We start from the raw sequence: 14,292 nt of genomic DNA on the forward strand, positions 1-14,292 counted from the left end.
CATTCGTGCGTACACTGATCGCATGAGCGTCATCCGAACGGCCAGGGAACGGGCCCGCGACGAAGTGACCGCGGCCATCAAGGAAGAGGCGCGCCGGCAGCTCGCCGACGAAGGCGCCTCGAGGCTCTCGCTCCGCGCCGTCGCGCGGGAGCTGGGCATGGTCTCCTCCGCGCTCTACCGCTACTTCCCGAGCCGGGACGAGTTGCTCACCGCCCTCATCATCGACGCCTACGACGCGGTGGGCACCGCCGCCGAGGAAGCCCTGGCCCGCGCAGGCGGCGACCCTGTGGAGCGCTGGAGCGAGGTCTGCCGGGCCGTACGCCGCTGGGCCCTCGGGCATCCGCACGAGTACGCCCTCATCTACGGCTCCCCCGTGCCCGGCTACTCCGCGCCGCTCGACACGATCGGACCCGCGTCCCGGGTCGGGCTGGCACTGATCGCCGTGGCCGAGCAGGCCCACACCGCGGGGGCGCTCGCCGCCGCCCCGGCCGACGCCCCGTTGTCGGAGGCCGCCCACGCCGACGCCTGGCGGCTCAGCAAGGACCTCGACCGCGACCTGCCGGCACGGGCGATCCCCTCCCTCGTGGCCGCCTGGGCGCAGTTGTTCGGCCTCGTCAGCTTCGAGGTGTTCGGCCAGTTCAACAACGTGGTCGAGGCGCGGGACGACTTCTTCGACCACGCCGTCGCGGGCCTCGCGCACCAGGCGGGGCTCCGCCGTGAGCGCGTACTCCACGGGGAGTAGACGCGATCACCCCGCCGACCGGACGCCGACCCGCCGCCCCCCGGTCTAGCGTGGCCGCATGACCGACGACGTGACACGGGGCGGCGGCCCGCCCTGGGGGCCCTGGTGGCGCCACACCGGGCCCGGCCACTCCCACGGCGGCGAGCGCCTGCGCCGCCCGTGGGTCTCGTCGCTGGTCATCGCCGTCGTCCAGGTGGTCGGCACCACGGCCGCCGCGCACAACGCGCCCGACCGGGTCACCCTCGGCCACTTCGGGTACACGCTCCTGCTCGCGGGGCCGGTGCTGCTCCTGTGGCGCAACCGCGCGCCCGTCGCGGTCGCCGCCGCCGTCTCGGCCGTCACGCTCGCGTACGTCGCCGCCGGTTACCCGTACGGTCCGGTCTTCCTGAGCATCGTCGCCGCGTACTTCACGGCCGTCGCCGCCGGTCGCCGCAGAGCCGTCCTGATCATCGCGGCCGCCCTGTACACGGCCTACCTGCTCATCACCGTGTGGCTGTACCGCTGGCTGCCGCCCGCCGGGGACGAGGCCGCCTCGTGGGCCCAGGTGTCGGGGGCCGCCGCCTGGCTGCTGGCGATCCTCGCCGTCGCCGAGCTGTGGCGGCTGCGCAGGGAACAGTTCGTCCGCGACCGGCGGGAGCGGGCCGAGGCCGAGCGGCGCCGCGCCGACGAGGAGCGGCTGCGCATCGCCCGTGAGCTGCACGACGTGCTCGCGCACAGCATCTCGGTCATCAACGTGCAGGCGGGGGTCGCGCTCGCCCTCATGGACGAACGCCCCGAGCAGGCCCGGCAGGCACTGACCACCATCAAGGCGGCCAGCAAGGAGGCGCTCGGCGAGGTCCGCCAGGTGCTCGGCACCCTGCGCAGCCCCGGGGAGGCACCCCGCTCGCCCGCACCGGGCCTGGACCGGTTGCCCGAACTGCTCGAACAGGCCGCGGGCGCGGGCCTGGCCGTCGACATCACCCGCGACGGCCGCACCGGCGCCCTGCCACCCGGCGTCGACCTGGCGGCGTTCCGCATCGTCCAGGAGGCGCTGACGAACGTCATCCGCCACTCCGGCTCCCGTACCGCCCGCGTCCACGTCACCCGCCGCCGGGACGCCGTCGAGCTGCGGGTCGACGACGACGGCCCCGCCACCACGACTGCCGACCACGCCCCCGACTCCGGTGGCGGCAACGGCCTGCTCGGCATGCGCGAGCGGGCGGCGGCGCTCGGTGGCACGGTCGAGGCCGGACCCCGTGCCGACGGCGGGTTCCGCGTCATGGCCCGTCTGCCGCTCGCCGCCGGCGCCGCGGCGGCGCCCGCCCCCGACAAGGAGAACCCATGACCCGGGTCCTGCTCGCCGACGACCAGCTCCTGGTGCGCGCCGGCTTCGCCGCCCTGCTGGACGCCCAGCCAGACATCGAGGTCGTGGGGGAGGCCTCCGACGGCGCCCAGGCGCTGCGCCTGGTCCGCGAACTCACCCCGGACGCGGTGCTGATGGACATCCGCATGCCCGTCATGGACGGACTGGAGGCCACCCGCCTGATCACCGAGGACGCGGCGCTGACCGGGGTCAGGGTCGTCATCCTCACCACGTTCGAGCTCGACGAGTACGTCTTCGAGGCCATCCGGGCGGGCGCCTCGGGCTTCCTGGTCAAGGACACCGAGCCGGAGGAACTGGTGCGTGCCGTACGGGCGGTGGTGGACGGCGACGCGCTGCTGTCGCCCGGCGTGACCCGACGGCTCATCGCCGAGTTCGCCGCCCGGTCGAAGGAGCCCTCGGCCGCGGCGGAACTCGACCGGCTCACCGAGCGGGAGCGCGAGGTGATGGCCCTGGTCGGGATCGGTCTGTCCAACGAGGAGATCGCGCGCCGCCTGGTGGTGAGCCCGCTCACCGCCAAGACGCACGTCAGCCGCACGATGGTGAAGCTCGGCGCCCGGGACCGGGCCCAACTCGTCGTCCTCGCCTACGAATCCGGTCTGGTGCGGCCGGGCTGGCTCGGCTGAGCCGCAGGGGCCCGCGCGGACCGTGGTCCGCACGGGCCCCCAGGCGGCGAGCAGGTCAGTCCCGCACCGGGACCTTGCGCTCCTCGCCCACCGGCGTGGCGGTGTCGGAGGAGGCGACCACGAAGCCGTACGACACCCTGCGGCGCAGCCCCGTGAGGGTGATCAGCAGTCCGGCCAGGGCGATCGCACTGACCACGACCAGCCCCGGGCGGTAGCTGTCGAGCACCGCCTGCGGGGAGGCGGGGTGGCCGTCATCGGACCCGGCGGTGATCGCGGCGGTCACCACCGCGAGGAAGATGGCGCCGCCCACCTGGAAGGAGGTGTTCAGCAGGCCGGAGACCATGCCCTGCTCCTCGTCGCGCACGCCGTTGGTGGCCTGGATGTTGAGCGACGGGAAGACCAGCGCGCACGCGGCGCCCAGCAGCAGCATGGACGGCAGGATCACCGCGGCGAAACTGGGGGTGAGGTCGACGCGCAGGAAGAGCACGTAGCCCACGAAAAGCAGGGTGAACCCGGTGGCGATCACCCGCGGTGTGCCGAAGCGGTCCACCAGCGGACCGATGCGCGTGGAGGCGAGCGCCACCAGCGCCCCCGCGGGCAGGAAGGCGAGCGCGGTCTGCAGCGCCGACCAGCCCAGCAGCGACTGCATGTACTGGGTGACGAGGAACTGGAAGCCCACGTAGGAGCCGAAGAAGGCGGCGCCGCCCAGGTTGGCGCGGATCTGGTGGGGCGAGCGCAGGACGCCCAGCCGGATAAGCGGGTGGCTGCTGCGGTGCTCGATCACCGCGAAGGACGCCAGCAGGACGGCGACGGCGGCGAAGGAGAGCAGGGTGCGGGCGGAACTCCAGCCCGCTTCGGGGGCCTGGACGACGGTGAAGACCAGCAGCAGCATCGCCCCGGTGCCGGTCAGGGCGCCGGGCAGGTCGTAACCGCGGCCGGTGTGCCGCTCGCGGGGGCTCGACGGGATCAGCCGCATGCCGGCCACGAGGGCCAGGACGGCCACGGGCGCGGGCAGCAGCATCGTCCAGCGCCAGCCCACCTCGGTCAGCAGGCCGGACAGGACCAGACCCATGGAGAAGCCGGTCGCGCCGCAGGTGGTGTAGATGCTGAGGGCGCGGTTGCGGACCGGTCCCTCGGCGAAGGTCGTGGTGATGATGGACAGTCCCGCCGGGGCGGTGAACGCCGCGCTCAGACCCTTGATGAAGCGGCTGGCGATGAGCAGTTCACCGGAGTCGACGAGTCCGCCGAGCAGGGACGCGAGGGCGAACACGGCCAGCGCGACGAGGAAGACCCGGCGCCGGCCGAGCAGGTCGGCGGCACGGCCGCCGAGGAGCAGCAGGCCGCCGTAGCCGAGGATGTAGCCGCTGACGACCCACTGGAGCGACGAGGTGGACAGGTCGAGGTCGTCCGCGATGGACGGGAGGGCCACGCCGACCATCGAGACGTCCAGGGCGTCGAGGAAGAGCGCGGCGCAGAGCACCAGCAGGGTGCCCCACTGCCGGGCGCTCCAGCGCCCGTCGGAACCGGGGACGGCGGTGTGCGGAGAGGTCATGCCGAGGAACATTACATGCATGTGCATCAGATGCAAGCGCATTTAATGTGCGTACATCTAGTGTTGATTTTCTGGTATCCTGCGGCCATGACCGGCGTGAAGAGTGAGCATGTGCTCGTGGAGCGGTGGCGGGAGGTCCTCTCCCTGCACGCGCGCACCGCGTGCGAACTCGACCGTGAGCTGAACCCGCACGGACTCGGGGCGAGCGACTTCGAGGTGCTCGACCTGCTCGCCGAGGGCAACCCCGACGACGGCGGATGCACCTACCGCGTCCAGGAGCTCGCGGACCGCGTGCACCTGAGCCAGAGCGCGCTCTCCCGGCTGGTCGGCCGGCTGGAGAAGGACGGCCTCGTCAGCCGGGGGATCTGCAGCGAGGACCGGCGCGGGGTGCGGGTCGCGCTGACCGAGGCGGGCCGGGTGCGCCACGAGGAGGTCAAGCCCGTGCAGCGCGCCGTCCTGGAGCGGATGCTCGGCCAGGCCTGAGGACGCCCGGCGTCGCAGCCGTCCTTCCGCTCAGCGGGAGTCGCGCTTCCGGCGGACGTACAGCTGCTTGCGGACCCTGGCCACGACCGTCCCGTCGTCCGCGACGACGTCGTTCTCGAACCACACCAGGGCCTTGTCGCCGCCCGCGGTGAGCCCCCTGATCTCCTCGAGCCGGTGCTCGGTCAGCTTGAAGTCGGCGAACACGTCCCCCTTGCCGGGTGAGACGAACTCGATCTCCGCCGCGCGGTCCCACACCAGGTAGTCGCGCCCTAGGCGGTTCATGACCAGCAGCATCCAGAAGGGGTCGCTCATCGAGAAGAGCGATCCGCCGAAGTGGGTGCCCACGTAGTTGCGGTTGAAGCGGTGGAGCCGCAGGCGGACCCGGGCCGAACTCCAGTCGTCGGCGATGTGCAGGACGCGGATGCCGGAGAACAGGTAGGGCGGCCACCAGGTGATCGCGCGGCGCAGGGCGGCGGGCGTGAGGGAACGTCGTGCCATGCGGAGACGCTAGCACGTGAAGTTACCGGTTGGTAATCACGGTGCCGCCCCTGCGTCGCGCCCGGTGCGTCAGTCGATCGCCGCCGTGCGCCGCCACAGTTCGATCACGGAGCCATCCCCCGTCACCTGCAGCTTCTCGTACGCACCCCGGTTCCAGAGGGTGAGGTAGAGCTCCTCGGCGGTGCCGCTCACCGTGCAGTCCGCCTCGCCCGGCGCGGGCCTTTCGACGGCCAGGGGATCGGCCGACATACGCGCGAGCCAATCGTCCCGCGCGGCGTCGGTGTCGGTCGTGCGCACCCGGAGCGTCCTGGGCGTCCCGCTGCGGACCCGGCTCCTGGGCCGGGCGTGGAAACCGGCGAGCAACTCGTCGATGCCGTCGGCCGCGAACCCAGGATCCACCGGGGACGGGGCCCGGCCCAGGGCCAGTTCCGCGTCGACCCGGTGGACCGCCGTCTCGTGCGCCTGGCGCCGCGCCCAGAAGGCCCGCGGGGAGGGGGCCTTGAGGAAGTGCCAGCACTCCAGGTCGGCGGGTGCGGCATCGAGGGCCGCGACCAGCAGCCCGTGGCCCTCGCGGAACCAGGGGAGGAGCAAGGCGTCGTCCCTGGGTGCCTCGGCCTCGATGGGCTCCGGCTGCCGCCGTCCCTCCGCGACGTAACGCGTCGCCCAGCGGTGCACGACCCCTTGATGGCGGACCAGTTCACGCACGCGCCAGCCGGGGCAGGACGGCACCTCGGCGTCGAGCCCGGCCGCTTCCGCCGCGTCGGCGAGCAGTCCGCCGTCGCGTCGCAGCACCTCGATGAACTCGGCTGTCTCCATGACGCGATTGTGGCAGCCGGCACCGACAGCCGGGCCCGTGAAAGCTCAGTGCGCGGGTCGACGCCGGCGCCGGGCCCGCGCCCACCAGGCCGGACAGCACCGCGTCGAGGACCGCCGACGCCACGGCCGTTGCCACGGCCGCCGACCAGCCACCCCAGCCTCGGGCGGCGTCGGCCGTCCAGTCCCCGCACGCCGGGGGAACCCGGATGCGACGCGTCAGACTCCGGCCGCCGCGGACGCGTGCCGGGTCGTGTGCGCGACCACGGCGGCCACCGCCGCCAGCGCGGCGACCGTGGTCAGCGCGACCGGCAGCCCGAAGGCGTCGGCAAGGAAGCCGATCGTGGGCGGCCCGAGCAGGAAGCCCGCGTACCCCAGGGTGGAGGCGGTGGCCACACCGCCGGGGCCGCCGAGGGCACCGGCCCGGCCGATGGCCACGGGGAAGACGTTGGCGAGCCCGAGCCCGGTGAGCGCGAAACCGGCCAGGACGAGCCAGACCTCGGGGCCGAACGCCCCCAGCAGCATCCCGGTGCAGGCCGTGAGTCCGCCCAGCACCACCGCCCGGGTCGGGCCGAGCCGCAGCAGGAGGGCGGTGCCGGACAGGCGTCCGACGGTCATCGCGAGGGCGACGGCGGCGTATCCGGTGGCCGCGAGGGCCGGACCGGTGTGCAGGTCCTCCTGAAGGTGGAGCGGACCCCATTCGGCGAGCGCTCCCTCGCCGTATGCGGTGCACAGCGCGATCAGGCCGAAGACAGCGACCATCCGCCGGGCGCCCGCCTGGCGCGCCGTGTCGTGCGCACCGTCCATGGTGACGGCCGGCGGATCCGCGGGCTCCGCGGTACGGGGGACGGCGTGTCCGAGCAGGAGCCGCCCGAGCAGCACCGTGGCCAGGAGTCCGAACAGCGCGACGCCGACGAGGTGCTGGGCCGGCGTCAGCCGCGCGGCCAGTGGCCCGCCGACGCCCGCCCCGACCAGTCCGCCAAGGCTGTACGCCGCGTGGAAACCGGGCATGATGGGGCGCCGCAGCGCGGCCACCAGGTCGACGGCGACGCTGTTCATCGCGACGTTCATGCCGCCGAAGCCCACGCCGAGCAGGAGCAGTACGAGACCGAGGGCGAGGGGGGAGTGGGTGAACGGGGGCAACGCGACGCCCAGTGACAGGACGGCACCGGTGCCGACGGTCACCTGCCGGGCCCCGAAGCGCCGGCACAGCCGCCCGCTGGGGATCATGGTGGCGACCGCCCCCGCAGACACGCCGAGCAGCGCGAGGCCGAGCGCTCCGGCCGAGGCGCCGACCTGCTCCTTGACGGCGGGGATGCGAACGACCCAGCCGGCGAAGACGAATCCGTCCAGGGCGAAGAACGCGGTCAGGGCGACACGCAGGCGCCGCAACGGGGGCGGCGGACTTGCGCGATCTTGCCGGGCGAGTACGCTCCGTATTTTGTTTAGGCTCGGCACAAAGTGAGAATAGGACTGTGACCCAGACTCGGACAAGGTTGGAGCGGGGCCGTGGTGCGCTCGGTCCCGCGCTCGCGCTCGTGCACACCGGGCGTGCCCCCACCCGCGCCGTGCTCACCGCCGAACTCGGCGTGACGCGGGCGACCGCGGGGGCCGTCGCAGCCGAGCTGGAGGCACTGCGCCTGATCCGGGTCGACACCCGGCCGGGCGGACCCGCCGGAGCGCAGGGCCGGCCCTCGCACCGGCTCGCCGTCAACCCCGAGGGGCCCGTCGTCCTCGCCGCGCAGATCCACGCCGACGGATTCCGCGCCGCCCTGGTCGGACTCGGCGGCCACATCCTCGCGTCCGCTCCGGTCACCATGACCGTGCCCGCGGACCCCGCCCGGGTCCTCGGCGCCGTCGTCGAGGCCGGTGCGGAGCTGCTGCGCGCCTCCGGCCGGGCGTGCGCGGGTGCCGGTCTCGCCGTGCCCTCCGCCGTCGCCGAGCCGGAAGGCGCCGCGCTCAACCCCCTGCACCTCGCCTGGCCCGCGGGCGCACCCGTCCTGGACATCTTCCGCGAGCAGATCGAGCGGTCGGGCATCATCTCCCCCAACGGGGCGCCGCCGCCGTGCTTCGTCGGCAACGACGTCAACGTCGCCGCTCTCGCCGAGCACCGGCACGGCGCCGGACAGGGAGCCGAGCACCTGCTGGTCGTCGCCACCGGCCACCGCGGCGTGGGTGGTGCGCTCGTCCTGCACGGCAAGCTCCACACCGGCAGTGCCGGACTCGCCCTGGAGGTCGGCCACCTCACGGTCAACCCCGAGGGCCGCCCCTGCCATTGCGGCAGCCGTGGCTGCCTCGACGTCGAAGTGGACCCCCTCGCCTTCCTGGAGTCCGCCGGCCGCATCCCCGGCCCCGAGGGCTCGCTGCCCGACCAGTGCCGTGCCCTGCTCCGCGAGGAGTACGACGACCCGGCGGTGCGGCGCGCCGCCGACAGCCTCATCGACCACCTCGGCCAGGGACTCGCGGGACTGGTGAACGTCCTCAACCCCGACCGGATCCTGCTCGGCGGCCTGCACCGCTGGCTGCTCGACGCCGACCCGGGACGGCTGCGTGCCGTCGTCGCCGAACGCAGCCTGTGGGGGCGTAGCGGCGGCATCCCGCTGCTCGCCTGCGCCCTGGACCACAACAGCCTCGTCGGGGCCGCGGAACTGGCCTGGCAGCCCGTGCTGGACGACCCGCTCACGGCGCTCGGCGCCTGAGGTCCGTCCCCCGGAGCCGCCGGCACACCGTCAGAACAGCGGCTCCGGAGGCTCGGTGGCCTGCGGCAGTGCCTTCGTGGGCGGGGCCGGCAGGTCCTCCGCCGACGCCGTGAGCGGCCATCCCGGCACCAGGTGCGTGTCGAGCAGCAGGACACCGCTGGCCGGCCCGGCCGTGCGGAGGTAGACGTCGCCGCCGGCCACCGCCACGACGGTGCCGCCCAGGGCGGTACCCGGGGCGAGCCCGGTCACCGCGGCGGTGGCCTGGGGCGCGTCGGGCTCCAGGCCGAACACCACCGCGTGGTCGACGGGTTGGAACCCGGTGGCGGTCAGCGTGTCCCGCCAGTCGGGGACCGCGGCCGCCGCCTCGTGGAGGGCCCGCAGCCCGGCCACCCGTGCGGGTGCAGGTGGCAGCGCGGCACGGGCGGCACGCTTCGCGGACGTCGCCACCCGGTCCGGGATGCCCAGCGCCGTCCCGAGGACCGACTCGGCGCGGCGCGCGGCCATCAGCGGCCCCCGGCCCAGGAACGTGAAGCAGATCGCGGCTTGTTCGAGCAGCCGTGCGCTGCCCCGCTCGGCCGCCGTGATGCCGACCTTGCCCAGACCCGGGCCGAACCAGGCCAGGTACACCGCGAAGGTCCGGGGGTCGTCCAGCCGCGTGTCCGCCGCCACGGACCGGGAGCGGTCCAGCGCCGCGCACTGCTCGCACTGGTCGCGGCGGGCCCGCGCGGGAAGTTCCGCGGCCTGGGGGCACGGAGTCCAGCGCCCCGAACGCCACACGCCCATGCACTGCCGCACCGCGCCCGGTTCCACGGCGAGCGCCAGCGGGTCGCCGAGGCGCACGGGACTGCGCCGGTCGCCGTGGCGGGGGTGCCACCAGGTCCACGCCGGGCCCCCGGACACCCATCGCAGACCTGTGCATCGCCACATGATCCGCATGTTAGGCGCAGGCACCGACAGCGGCCGTACTCCCCGGGTGGTACCCGCGGTGCCGCTGGCCGTACGACGACCAGCGGCCGCGCGCGGACCAGTCTCGTGGTGCCGGGAAACCACGGCATCACCAAGGAGACGATTCGCGATGGACGCCAACGCACTGACCTCGCTCGCCGACCACTGGGACGGGGGCCCCGGCCCCTGGATCCTGTTCTTCCCGCTGATCTGGGCCGCCGTCATCGGAGGCGTCGCATTCGTGCTGCGCCGCGCCGCGTGGCGCAGGGGTCCCGGCCGCGGCCCCTGGCACGCCCGGGCCGCGATCGGCGAGCACTCGCCGATCGCCGTACTGGGCCGCCGCTTCGCCGCGGGCGAGATCGACGAGGACGAGTACTGGCGCCGGCTGTCCGTCCTGGACGAGCAGTTCGGCCGCTTCCCCAAGGGCGGGGAGCGATGACCGCCGCCCGCGTCGTCGACGCAGTCAAGACCTACGGGGCGGGCGACGCCCAGGTGCGCGCCCTGGACGGGGTCACGGTCGGGTTCCCCAGCGGGCGGTTCACCGCGATCATGGGTCCTTCCGGATCCGGGAAGTCCACCCTCATGCACTGTGCCGCCGGCCTGGACACCCTCACCTCCGGGACCGCCTGGATCGGCGACACGGAGCTGGGGGCGCTCGGCGACCGGCAGTTGACGCTGCTGCGCCGGGAGCGGGTCGGCTTCGTCTTCCAGTCCTTCAACCTGCTGCCGACCCTGACCGTGGCGGAGAACATCACCCTGCCCCAGGACCTGGCCGGTGCCGGGACGGACCGCGAGTGGGTGGACGCCCTGATCGACGTCGTGGGCCTGGGCGACCGCCTGCGGCACCGCCCGAGCGAGCTATCCGGGGGCCAGCAGCAGCGCGTGGCGGTGGCCAGGGCGCTGGCCGGGCGGCCCGAGGTCGTCTTCGCCGACGAGCCCACCGGCAACCTGGACTCGCGGTCCGGCGAGGAGGTGCTGCGCCTGCTGGGACGGGCCGTCCACGAGATGGGCCGCACGGTCGTGATGGTCACCCACGACCCGGTCGCCGCCGCCCACGCCGACGAGGTCGTCTTCCTCGCCGACGGACGCCTGGTGGACACGATGCCCGAGCCGAGCGCGGAGAAGGTCCTCGACCGCATGAAGGCCTTCGACACCGCCCGCGACGCGGGACGCGGCACCGCACCGCGGCAGCGGGTGAGGTCATGAGCGCGCCGGCCGGGCCGGTCCGCGCGTCCCTGCGGCTGAGCCTGTCCTCCCTGAGGGCCCACAAGCGCCGGTTCGCCGGCACCTTCCTGGCGGTCTTCCTGGGTGTCGCCTTCCTGGCCGGCACCATGGTGATGGGCGACACCCTGCGCGCCGGCTTCGACACGCTCTTCGGACACGCCAACAGCGGCACCGACGTGGTCGTCCGCAGCGCCGACGTCGTCACCGTCCCCGGGGAGGGACAAGGCACCCGCGAACCTGTCGACAGCGCGCTCGTCGCGCCGCTGCGGGCCGTGCCCGGGGTGGCGGCCGTCGCGCCCGACATCGAGGGCGCGGGCCAACTCGTCGGCCGTGACGGCGAGCCCGTCGGCGGTCAGGGCCCGCCGACCCTCGCCGGGAACTGGATCGACGACGCCGGGCTGAACCCGTACGCCCTCGCCGAGGGCCGCGCCCCCAGGGCCGCCGGCGAGGCCGTGGTGAACCGTGCCGCGGCCGAGCAGGGAGGGCTGGGCATCGGCGACACGACCGTGCTGCGCACCCCCGACCCGCTGCGGGTGACGATCGTCGGACTGGTGACCTTCGGCGGCGAGGACGGCATGGGCCAGTCCACCTTCACCGGCCTCACCCGCGCCGACGCCGAGCGCCAACTGATGCCCGGGCCCGGCCGGGCGTCCACGATCAAGGTGCGCGCGGCCTCCGGCGTCGGCCAGGAAGAGCTGGCGAGGCGCGTCGCGGGCGTGCTGCCCCACGGTGTCGAGGCGATCACCGGTCAGCAGGCCACGGACGAGAACCTCGACCAGGTCTCGGGCCGGTTCCTGTCGCTGTTCACGACCCTGCTGACGGTCTTCGCCGGGATCGCCCTGCTCGTGGCGACCTTCAGCATCCACAACACCTTCGCGATCGTCGTCGCCCAGCGCACCCGGGAGAACGCCCTGCTGCGGGCGCTCGGCGCATCCCGGCGCCAGGTGCTCGGCTCGACCCTCACGGAAGCCGTGGCCGTGGCGCTGGCCGCTTCGGCCGCCGGGCTCCTGGGTGGGATCGGCATCGCGGCCGGGCTCCAGGCGCTGTTCCCGGCCGTCGGATTCCCCTTCCCGGACGGGGGACTGGTCGTCGGCGCCACCGCCATGGCCGTACCGCTCGGCGTCGGCCTGCTCGTCTGCACCGGCTCGGCCGTGCTGCCCGCCGTCCGGGCCGGGCGTACGGCGCCGCTCGCCGCGCTGCGCGAGACGGCGGTGGACCACTCCGGTTCCTTGCGCGGACGGGCGGCGCTGGGGGCTGCGCTGGCGGTGGCCGGTGGCGCGACGACCGTGGCGGGCGCGGCGGGCACGCCCGAGGTGTGGCTCGCCTCCACCGGAGCCGCCGTGGTCGTCGTCGCGTTCGTCGTCCTGGGGCCGGTCGCCGTCTCGTACGCGGTACGCGTCCTGGGAGCCCCGCTGGCCCGGCTGCGCGGTGCCACCGGGGCGCTGGCCCGGCGGAACGCGCTGCGGAGCCCGAAGCGGACGGCGGCCACCGCCACCGCGCTGATGATCGGCGTCGCGGTCGTGTCGCTCTTCACGGTCTTCGGTGCCTCCCTGAAGGCCACCATGGACCGGACCGTCGACCGCTCCTTCGCCGGCGACGTCGCCCTGACCGCCTCGGGGTTCGGTGCGGGTGCGAACGGTCTCAGCCCGGGGCTCGCCCCCGCCGTGGCGAAGCTGCCGGAGGTGGCGACGGCGGTCGGGCTCGGCAAGGGCGTCGCCGAAGTCGACGGCGGAGGGCGGCGGCTGACGGTCACCGACCCCGTCGCCCTGACGCGCGTGCTCGACCTCGGTGCCGTCGACGGCTCCCTGAGCGGCCTCGGCCGGGACGGCGTCGCCGTCTCCCGCAAGGAAGCGGACAAGCACCACTGGAAGCCGGGCAGCACCATGATGCTGGCGTTCGCCGACGGCACCCGCCAGACCTTCACCGTGCGCGCCGTCTACCCGGAGGCCGGCCTCGGCGGCGACTACATCGTCACCCGCACTGCCTGGGCACCGCACAAGGTGCAGGACGCCGACGACCTCGTCGCCGTCGCCTTCAAGAAGGGCGTCGCCCTCGACGAGGGCCGCACGGCCGTCCAAGGAATCGCCCGGCAGTACGGCAACCCCGAGGTGCAGACCCGCGAGGAGTACGCGGAATCCGCCGCTTCGGGCGTGGAAATCATGCTGACGCTCGTCTACGCACTGCTCGCGCTGGCCGTCCTCATCGCGCTGCTCGGCATCGCCAACACGCTCACCCTCGCGGTGCACGAGCGCACCCGCGAGCTCGGGCTGCTGCGCGCGGTCGGGCAGACCAGGAGCCAGCTACGGGCCATGGTCCGCTGGGAGTCCGTCCTGGTCGCCGCCTTCGGCACGGCCGGCGGCCTGGCGCTCGGGGGGTTCCTCGGCTGGGCACTGGTCAAGGCGTCGGACGGCGCGGGCACGAGCGCCTTCGCGGTGCCGCCCGTCCAGCTCGCGGTCGTCGTGCTGGTCGGGCTGGCGGCCGGAGTCCTGGCCGGATGGCGTCCGGCCCGGCGCGCGGCGCGTCTGGACGTACTGAGGGCCATCGCAGCGGAGTGACTCCGCCGACGACGGCCCGGGGGCCACGGCCGCCGTGCCCCTCCGGGGGTGCGGCGGCCGCGCGTCAGACCAGCACCGGTTCGGCCGCGGCCGGGACCAGCCGATCGAGTACCGGGGCCCAGGCCTCCGGCGTCTCGGGGAGCACCGGCAGCGTCCGCGGGGCGACCTTGCGGACGACTGTCGCCGACACCTGCTCGGTCATCGCCCTGGACGAGACCGTCGCCTCGGCCCGGAGCGTGAACCACACGACCTTGCCACCGTCGTTGACGGTCTCAGTGCCCCAGCTGTCGCTCATCGACACGACCATGGCGAGGCCGCGGCCGCAGGTGGCCAGGGGCTCGAACTCGCGGACCCGCGGCAGGCGCGGATCATTGTCCGAGACGGCGACGGTGAGCCAGCCGGAGGCGAAACTCAGCTCGACGGAACAGCGCTTGTCCGGCCGGGCGTGCCGGTGGACGTTGCCGAGCAGTTCGGTGATGCCCAGCAGAGTGGGGTCGATCAGGGGGTCCAGCCGCCAGTACCGCAGTTGAGCGGCGACGATGCGGCGTACCTGCTGGATCCGGGACGGCAGTGCCTCAAGTTCCAGGGCACACTGCCGTTTACTGCCTTCTGAGCTGATCACGGCTGCGACTCCCTCCGCGGTGAGGGCGCGCCCCTGTGATCGGGGCATGCCCCGCCCGCATGGTATGGGAACACCTTTGCGGGATTGCTGTGAGTGACTGCTGCAGTGACTCCGTGACGCCACTCAAGGATCACCCCGATGGATGCTTACCGCAACTCCGTGAACGCGGAGAG

Annotated in this window: 14 protein-coding genes; 8 read left to right on the forward strand and 6 right to left on the reverse strand. The window is 74.0% G+C overall.

Annotation, left to right across the window (positions count from 1 at the left end):
* Window positions 1-22 precede the first annotated feature (22 nt).
* The 3 genes from ABZ312_RS34220 to ABZ312_RS34230 are packed head-to-tail and all read left to right on the forward strand — an operon-like array spanning window position 23 to window position 2,728.
* Window positions 23-742 carry a TetR/AcrR family transcriptional regulator gene (locus ABZ312_RS34220; RefSeq protein WP_500439419.1) on the forward strand — a complete coding sequence of 240 codons (720 nt, stop codon included), beginning with the start codon at window positions 23-25 and terminating at the stop codon, window positions 740-742.
* Window positions 743-800: 58 nt separating this feature from the next.
* Window positions 801-2,066 (forward strand): sensor histidine kinase, encoded by a 1,266-nt coding sequence (locus ABZ312_RS34225; protein WP_500439420.1) that lies wholly within the window; start codon window positions 801-803, stop codon window positions 2,064-2,066.
* Window positions 2,063-2,728, forward strand: a complete 666-nt coding sequence (locus ABZ312_RS34230) for a transcriptional regulator (protein ID WP_499510704.1) — start codon at window positions 2,063-2,065, stop codon at window positions 2,726-2,728. The genes ABZ312_RS34225 and ABZ312_RS34230 overlap by 4 nt, the downstream gene beginning before the upstream one ends.
* Window positions 2,729-2,783: 55 nt before the next feature.
* Here ABZ312_RS34230 and ABZ312_RS34235 read toward each other — a convergent pair whose 3' ends face one another.
* Window positions 2,784-4,280, reverse strand: coding sequence for an MFS transporter (locus ABZ312_RS34235; protein WP_500357496.1), 1,497 nt, complete (start codon window positions 4,278-4,280; stop codon window positions 2,784-2,786).
* An 87-nt stretch (window positions 4,281-4,367) separates the two neighbouring features.
* On the opposite strand from ABZ312_RS34235, the gene ABZ312_RS34240 reads away from it, so the two are divergent.
* Window positions 4,368-4,763, forward strand: coding sequence for a MarR family winged helix-turn-helix transcriptional regulator (locus ABZ312_RS34240; RefSeq protein ID WP_500324352.1), 396 nt, complete (start codon window positions 4,368-4,370; stop codon window positions 4,761-4,763).
* 30 nt (window positions 4,764-4,793) lie between these two features.
* On the opposite strand, the gene ABZ312_RS34245 is transcribed toward ABZ312_RS34240, so the two are convergent.
* The 3 genes from ABZ312_RS34245 to ABZ312_RS34255 form a co-directional block, all read right to left on the reverse strand.
* Window positions 4,794-5,261, reverse strand: a complete 468-nt coding sequence (locus ABZ312_RS34245; RefSeq protein ID WP_500439421.1) for a DUF4442 domain-containing protein — start codon at window positions 5,259-5,261, stop codon at window positions 4,794-4,796.
* A gap of 69 nt (window positions 5,262-5,330) precedes the next feature.
* The gene (locus ABZ312_RS34250; protein WP_500439422.1) at window positions 5,331-6,077 is read right to left on the reverse strand and encodes a maleylpyruvate isomerase family mycothiol-dependent enzyme; all 747 of its coding nucleotides are present in this window, start codon (window positions 6,075-6,077) and stop codon (window positions 5,331-5,333) included.
* A 216-nt stretch (window positions 6,078-6,293) separates the two neighbouring features.
* Complete coding sequence (locus tag ABZ312_RS34255; protein ID WP_500324349.1) at window positions 6,294-7,532, reverse strand: MFS transporter; 1,239 nt, start codon at window positions 7,530-7,532, stop codon at window positions 6,294-6,296.
* A 17-nt stretch (window positions 7,533-7,549) separates the two neighbouring features.
* Between ABZ312_RS34255 and ABZ312_RS34260 the strand changes: the two genes are divergently transcribed.
* On the forward strand, window positions 7,550-8,773 hold the full coding sequence (locus ABZ312_RS34260) for an ROK family protein (protein ID WP_500324348.1): 1,224 nt from the start codon (window positions 7,550-7,552) through the stop codon (window positions 8,771-8,773).
* 30 nt (window positions 8,774-8,803) lie between these two features.
* On the opposite strand, the gene ABZ312_RS34265 is transcribed toward ABZ312_RS34260, so the two are convergent.
* Window positions 8,804-9,700, reverse strand: coding sequence for a DUF2797 domain-containing protein (locus tag ABZ312_RS34265; protein WP_500439424.1), 897 nt, complete (start codon window positions 9,698-9,700; stop codon window positions 8,804-8,806).
* Between the two features lie 148 nt (window positions 9,701-9,848).
* Between ABZ312_RS34265 and ABZ312_RS34270 the strand changes: the two genes are divergently transcribed.
* From ABZ312_RS34270 to ABZ312_RS34280, 3 genes are read left to right on the forward strand one after another with little or no spacing between them, the layout of a single operon-like run.
* The gene (locus tag ABZ312_RS34270) at window positions 9,849-10,157 is read left to right on the forward strand and encodes an SHOCT domain-containing protein (RefSeq protein ID WP_500324346.1); all 309 of its coding nucleotides are present in this window, start codon (window positions 9,849-9,851) and stop codon (window positions 10,155-10,157) included.
* Window positions 10,154-10,924 (forward strand): ABC transporter ATP-binding protein, encoded by a 771-nt coding sequence (locus tag ABZ312_RS34275; protein ID WP_500439426.1) that lies wholly within the window; start codon window positions 10,154-10,156, stop codon window positions 10,922-10,924. The genes ABZ312_RS34270 and ABZ312_RS34275 overlap by 4 nt, the downstream gene beginning before the upstream one ends.
* A complete protein-coding gene (locus tag ABZ312_RS34280; RefSeq protein ID WP_500357488.1) occupies window positions 10,921-13,497 on the forward strand; it encodes an ABC transporter permease in 2,577 nt (858 codons plus the stop codon). Before ABZ312_RS34275 ends, ABZ312_RS34280 begins: the two co-directional genes overlap by 4 nt.
* Before the next feature lie 64 nt (window positions 13,498-13,561).
* On the opposite strand, the gene ABZ312_RS34285 is transcribed toward ABZ312_RS34280, so the two are convergent.
* Entirely contained in the window at window positions 13,562-14,119 is a 558-nt protein-coding gene (locus ABZ312_RS34285) for an ATP-binding protein (RefSeq protein WP_500324343.1), read from the reverse strand.
* Between the last annotated feature and the right edge of the window lie 173 nt (window positions 14,120-14,292).

The organism is Streptomyces sp. NPDC006207 (genome assembly GCF_040613835.1).
GTDB lineage: Bacteria > Actinomycetota > Actinomycetes > Streptomycetales > Streptomycetaceae > Actinacidiphila.

Bases quoted from the DNA above. Each gene is read 5' to 3' on its own strand.
- ABZ312_RS34225 (WP_500439420.1), top strand. From the start codon at position 801: ATGACCGACGACGTGACACGGGGCGGCGGCCCGCCCTGGGGGCCCTGG.
- ABZ312_RS34275 (WP_500439426.1), top strand. From the start codon at position 10,154: ATGACCGCCGCCCGCGTCGTCGACGCAGTCAAGACCTACGGGGCGGGC.
- ABZ312_RS34280 (WP_500357488.1), top strand. From the start codon at position 10,921: ATGAGCGCGCCGGCCGGGCCGGTCCGCGCGTCCCTGCGGCTGAGCCTG.
- ABZ312_RS34265 (WP_500439424.1), bottom strand. From the start codon at position 9,700: ATGTGGCGATGCACAGGTCTGCGATGGGTGTCCGGGGGCCCGGCGTGG.
- ABZ312_RS34270 (WP_500324346.1), top strand. From the start codon at position 9,849: ATGGACGCCAACGCACTGACCTCGCTCGCCGACCACTGGGACGGGGGC.
- ABZ312_RS34240 (WP_500324352.1), top strand. From the start codon at position 4,368: ATGACCGGCGTGAAGAGTGAGCATGTGCTCGTGGAGCGGTGGCGGGAG.
- ABZ312_RS34230 (WP_499510704.1), top strand. From the start codon at position 2,063: ATGACCCGGGTCCTGCTCGCCGACGACCAGCTCCTGGTGCGCGCCGGC.
- ABZ312_RS34220 (WP_500439419.1), top strand. From the start codon at position 23: ATGAGCGTCATCCGAACGGCCAGGGAACGGGCCCGCGACGAAGTGACC.
- ABZ312_RS34245 (WP_500439421.1), bottom strand. From the start codon at position 5,261: ATGGCACGACGTTCCCTCACGCCCGCCGCCCTGCGCCGCGCGATCACC.
- ABZ312_RS34250 (WP_500439422.1), bottom strand. From the start codon at position 6,077: ATGGAGACAGCCGAGTTCATCGAGGTGCTGCGACGCGACGGCGGACTG.
- ABZ312_RS34235 (WP_500357496.1), bottom strand. From the start codon at position 4,280: ATGACCTCTCCGCACACCGCCGTCCCCGGTTCCGACGGGCGCTGGAGC.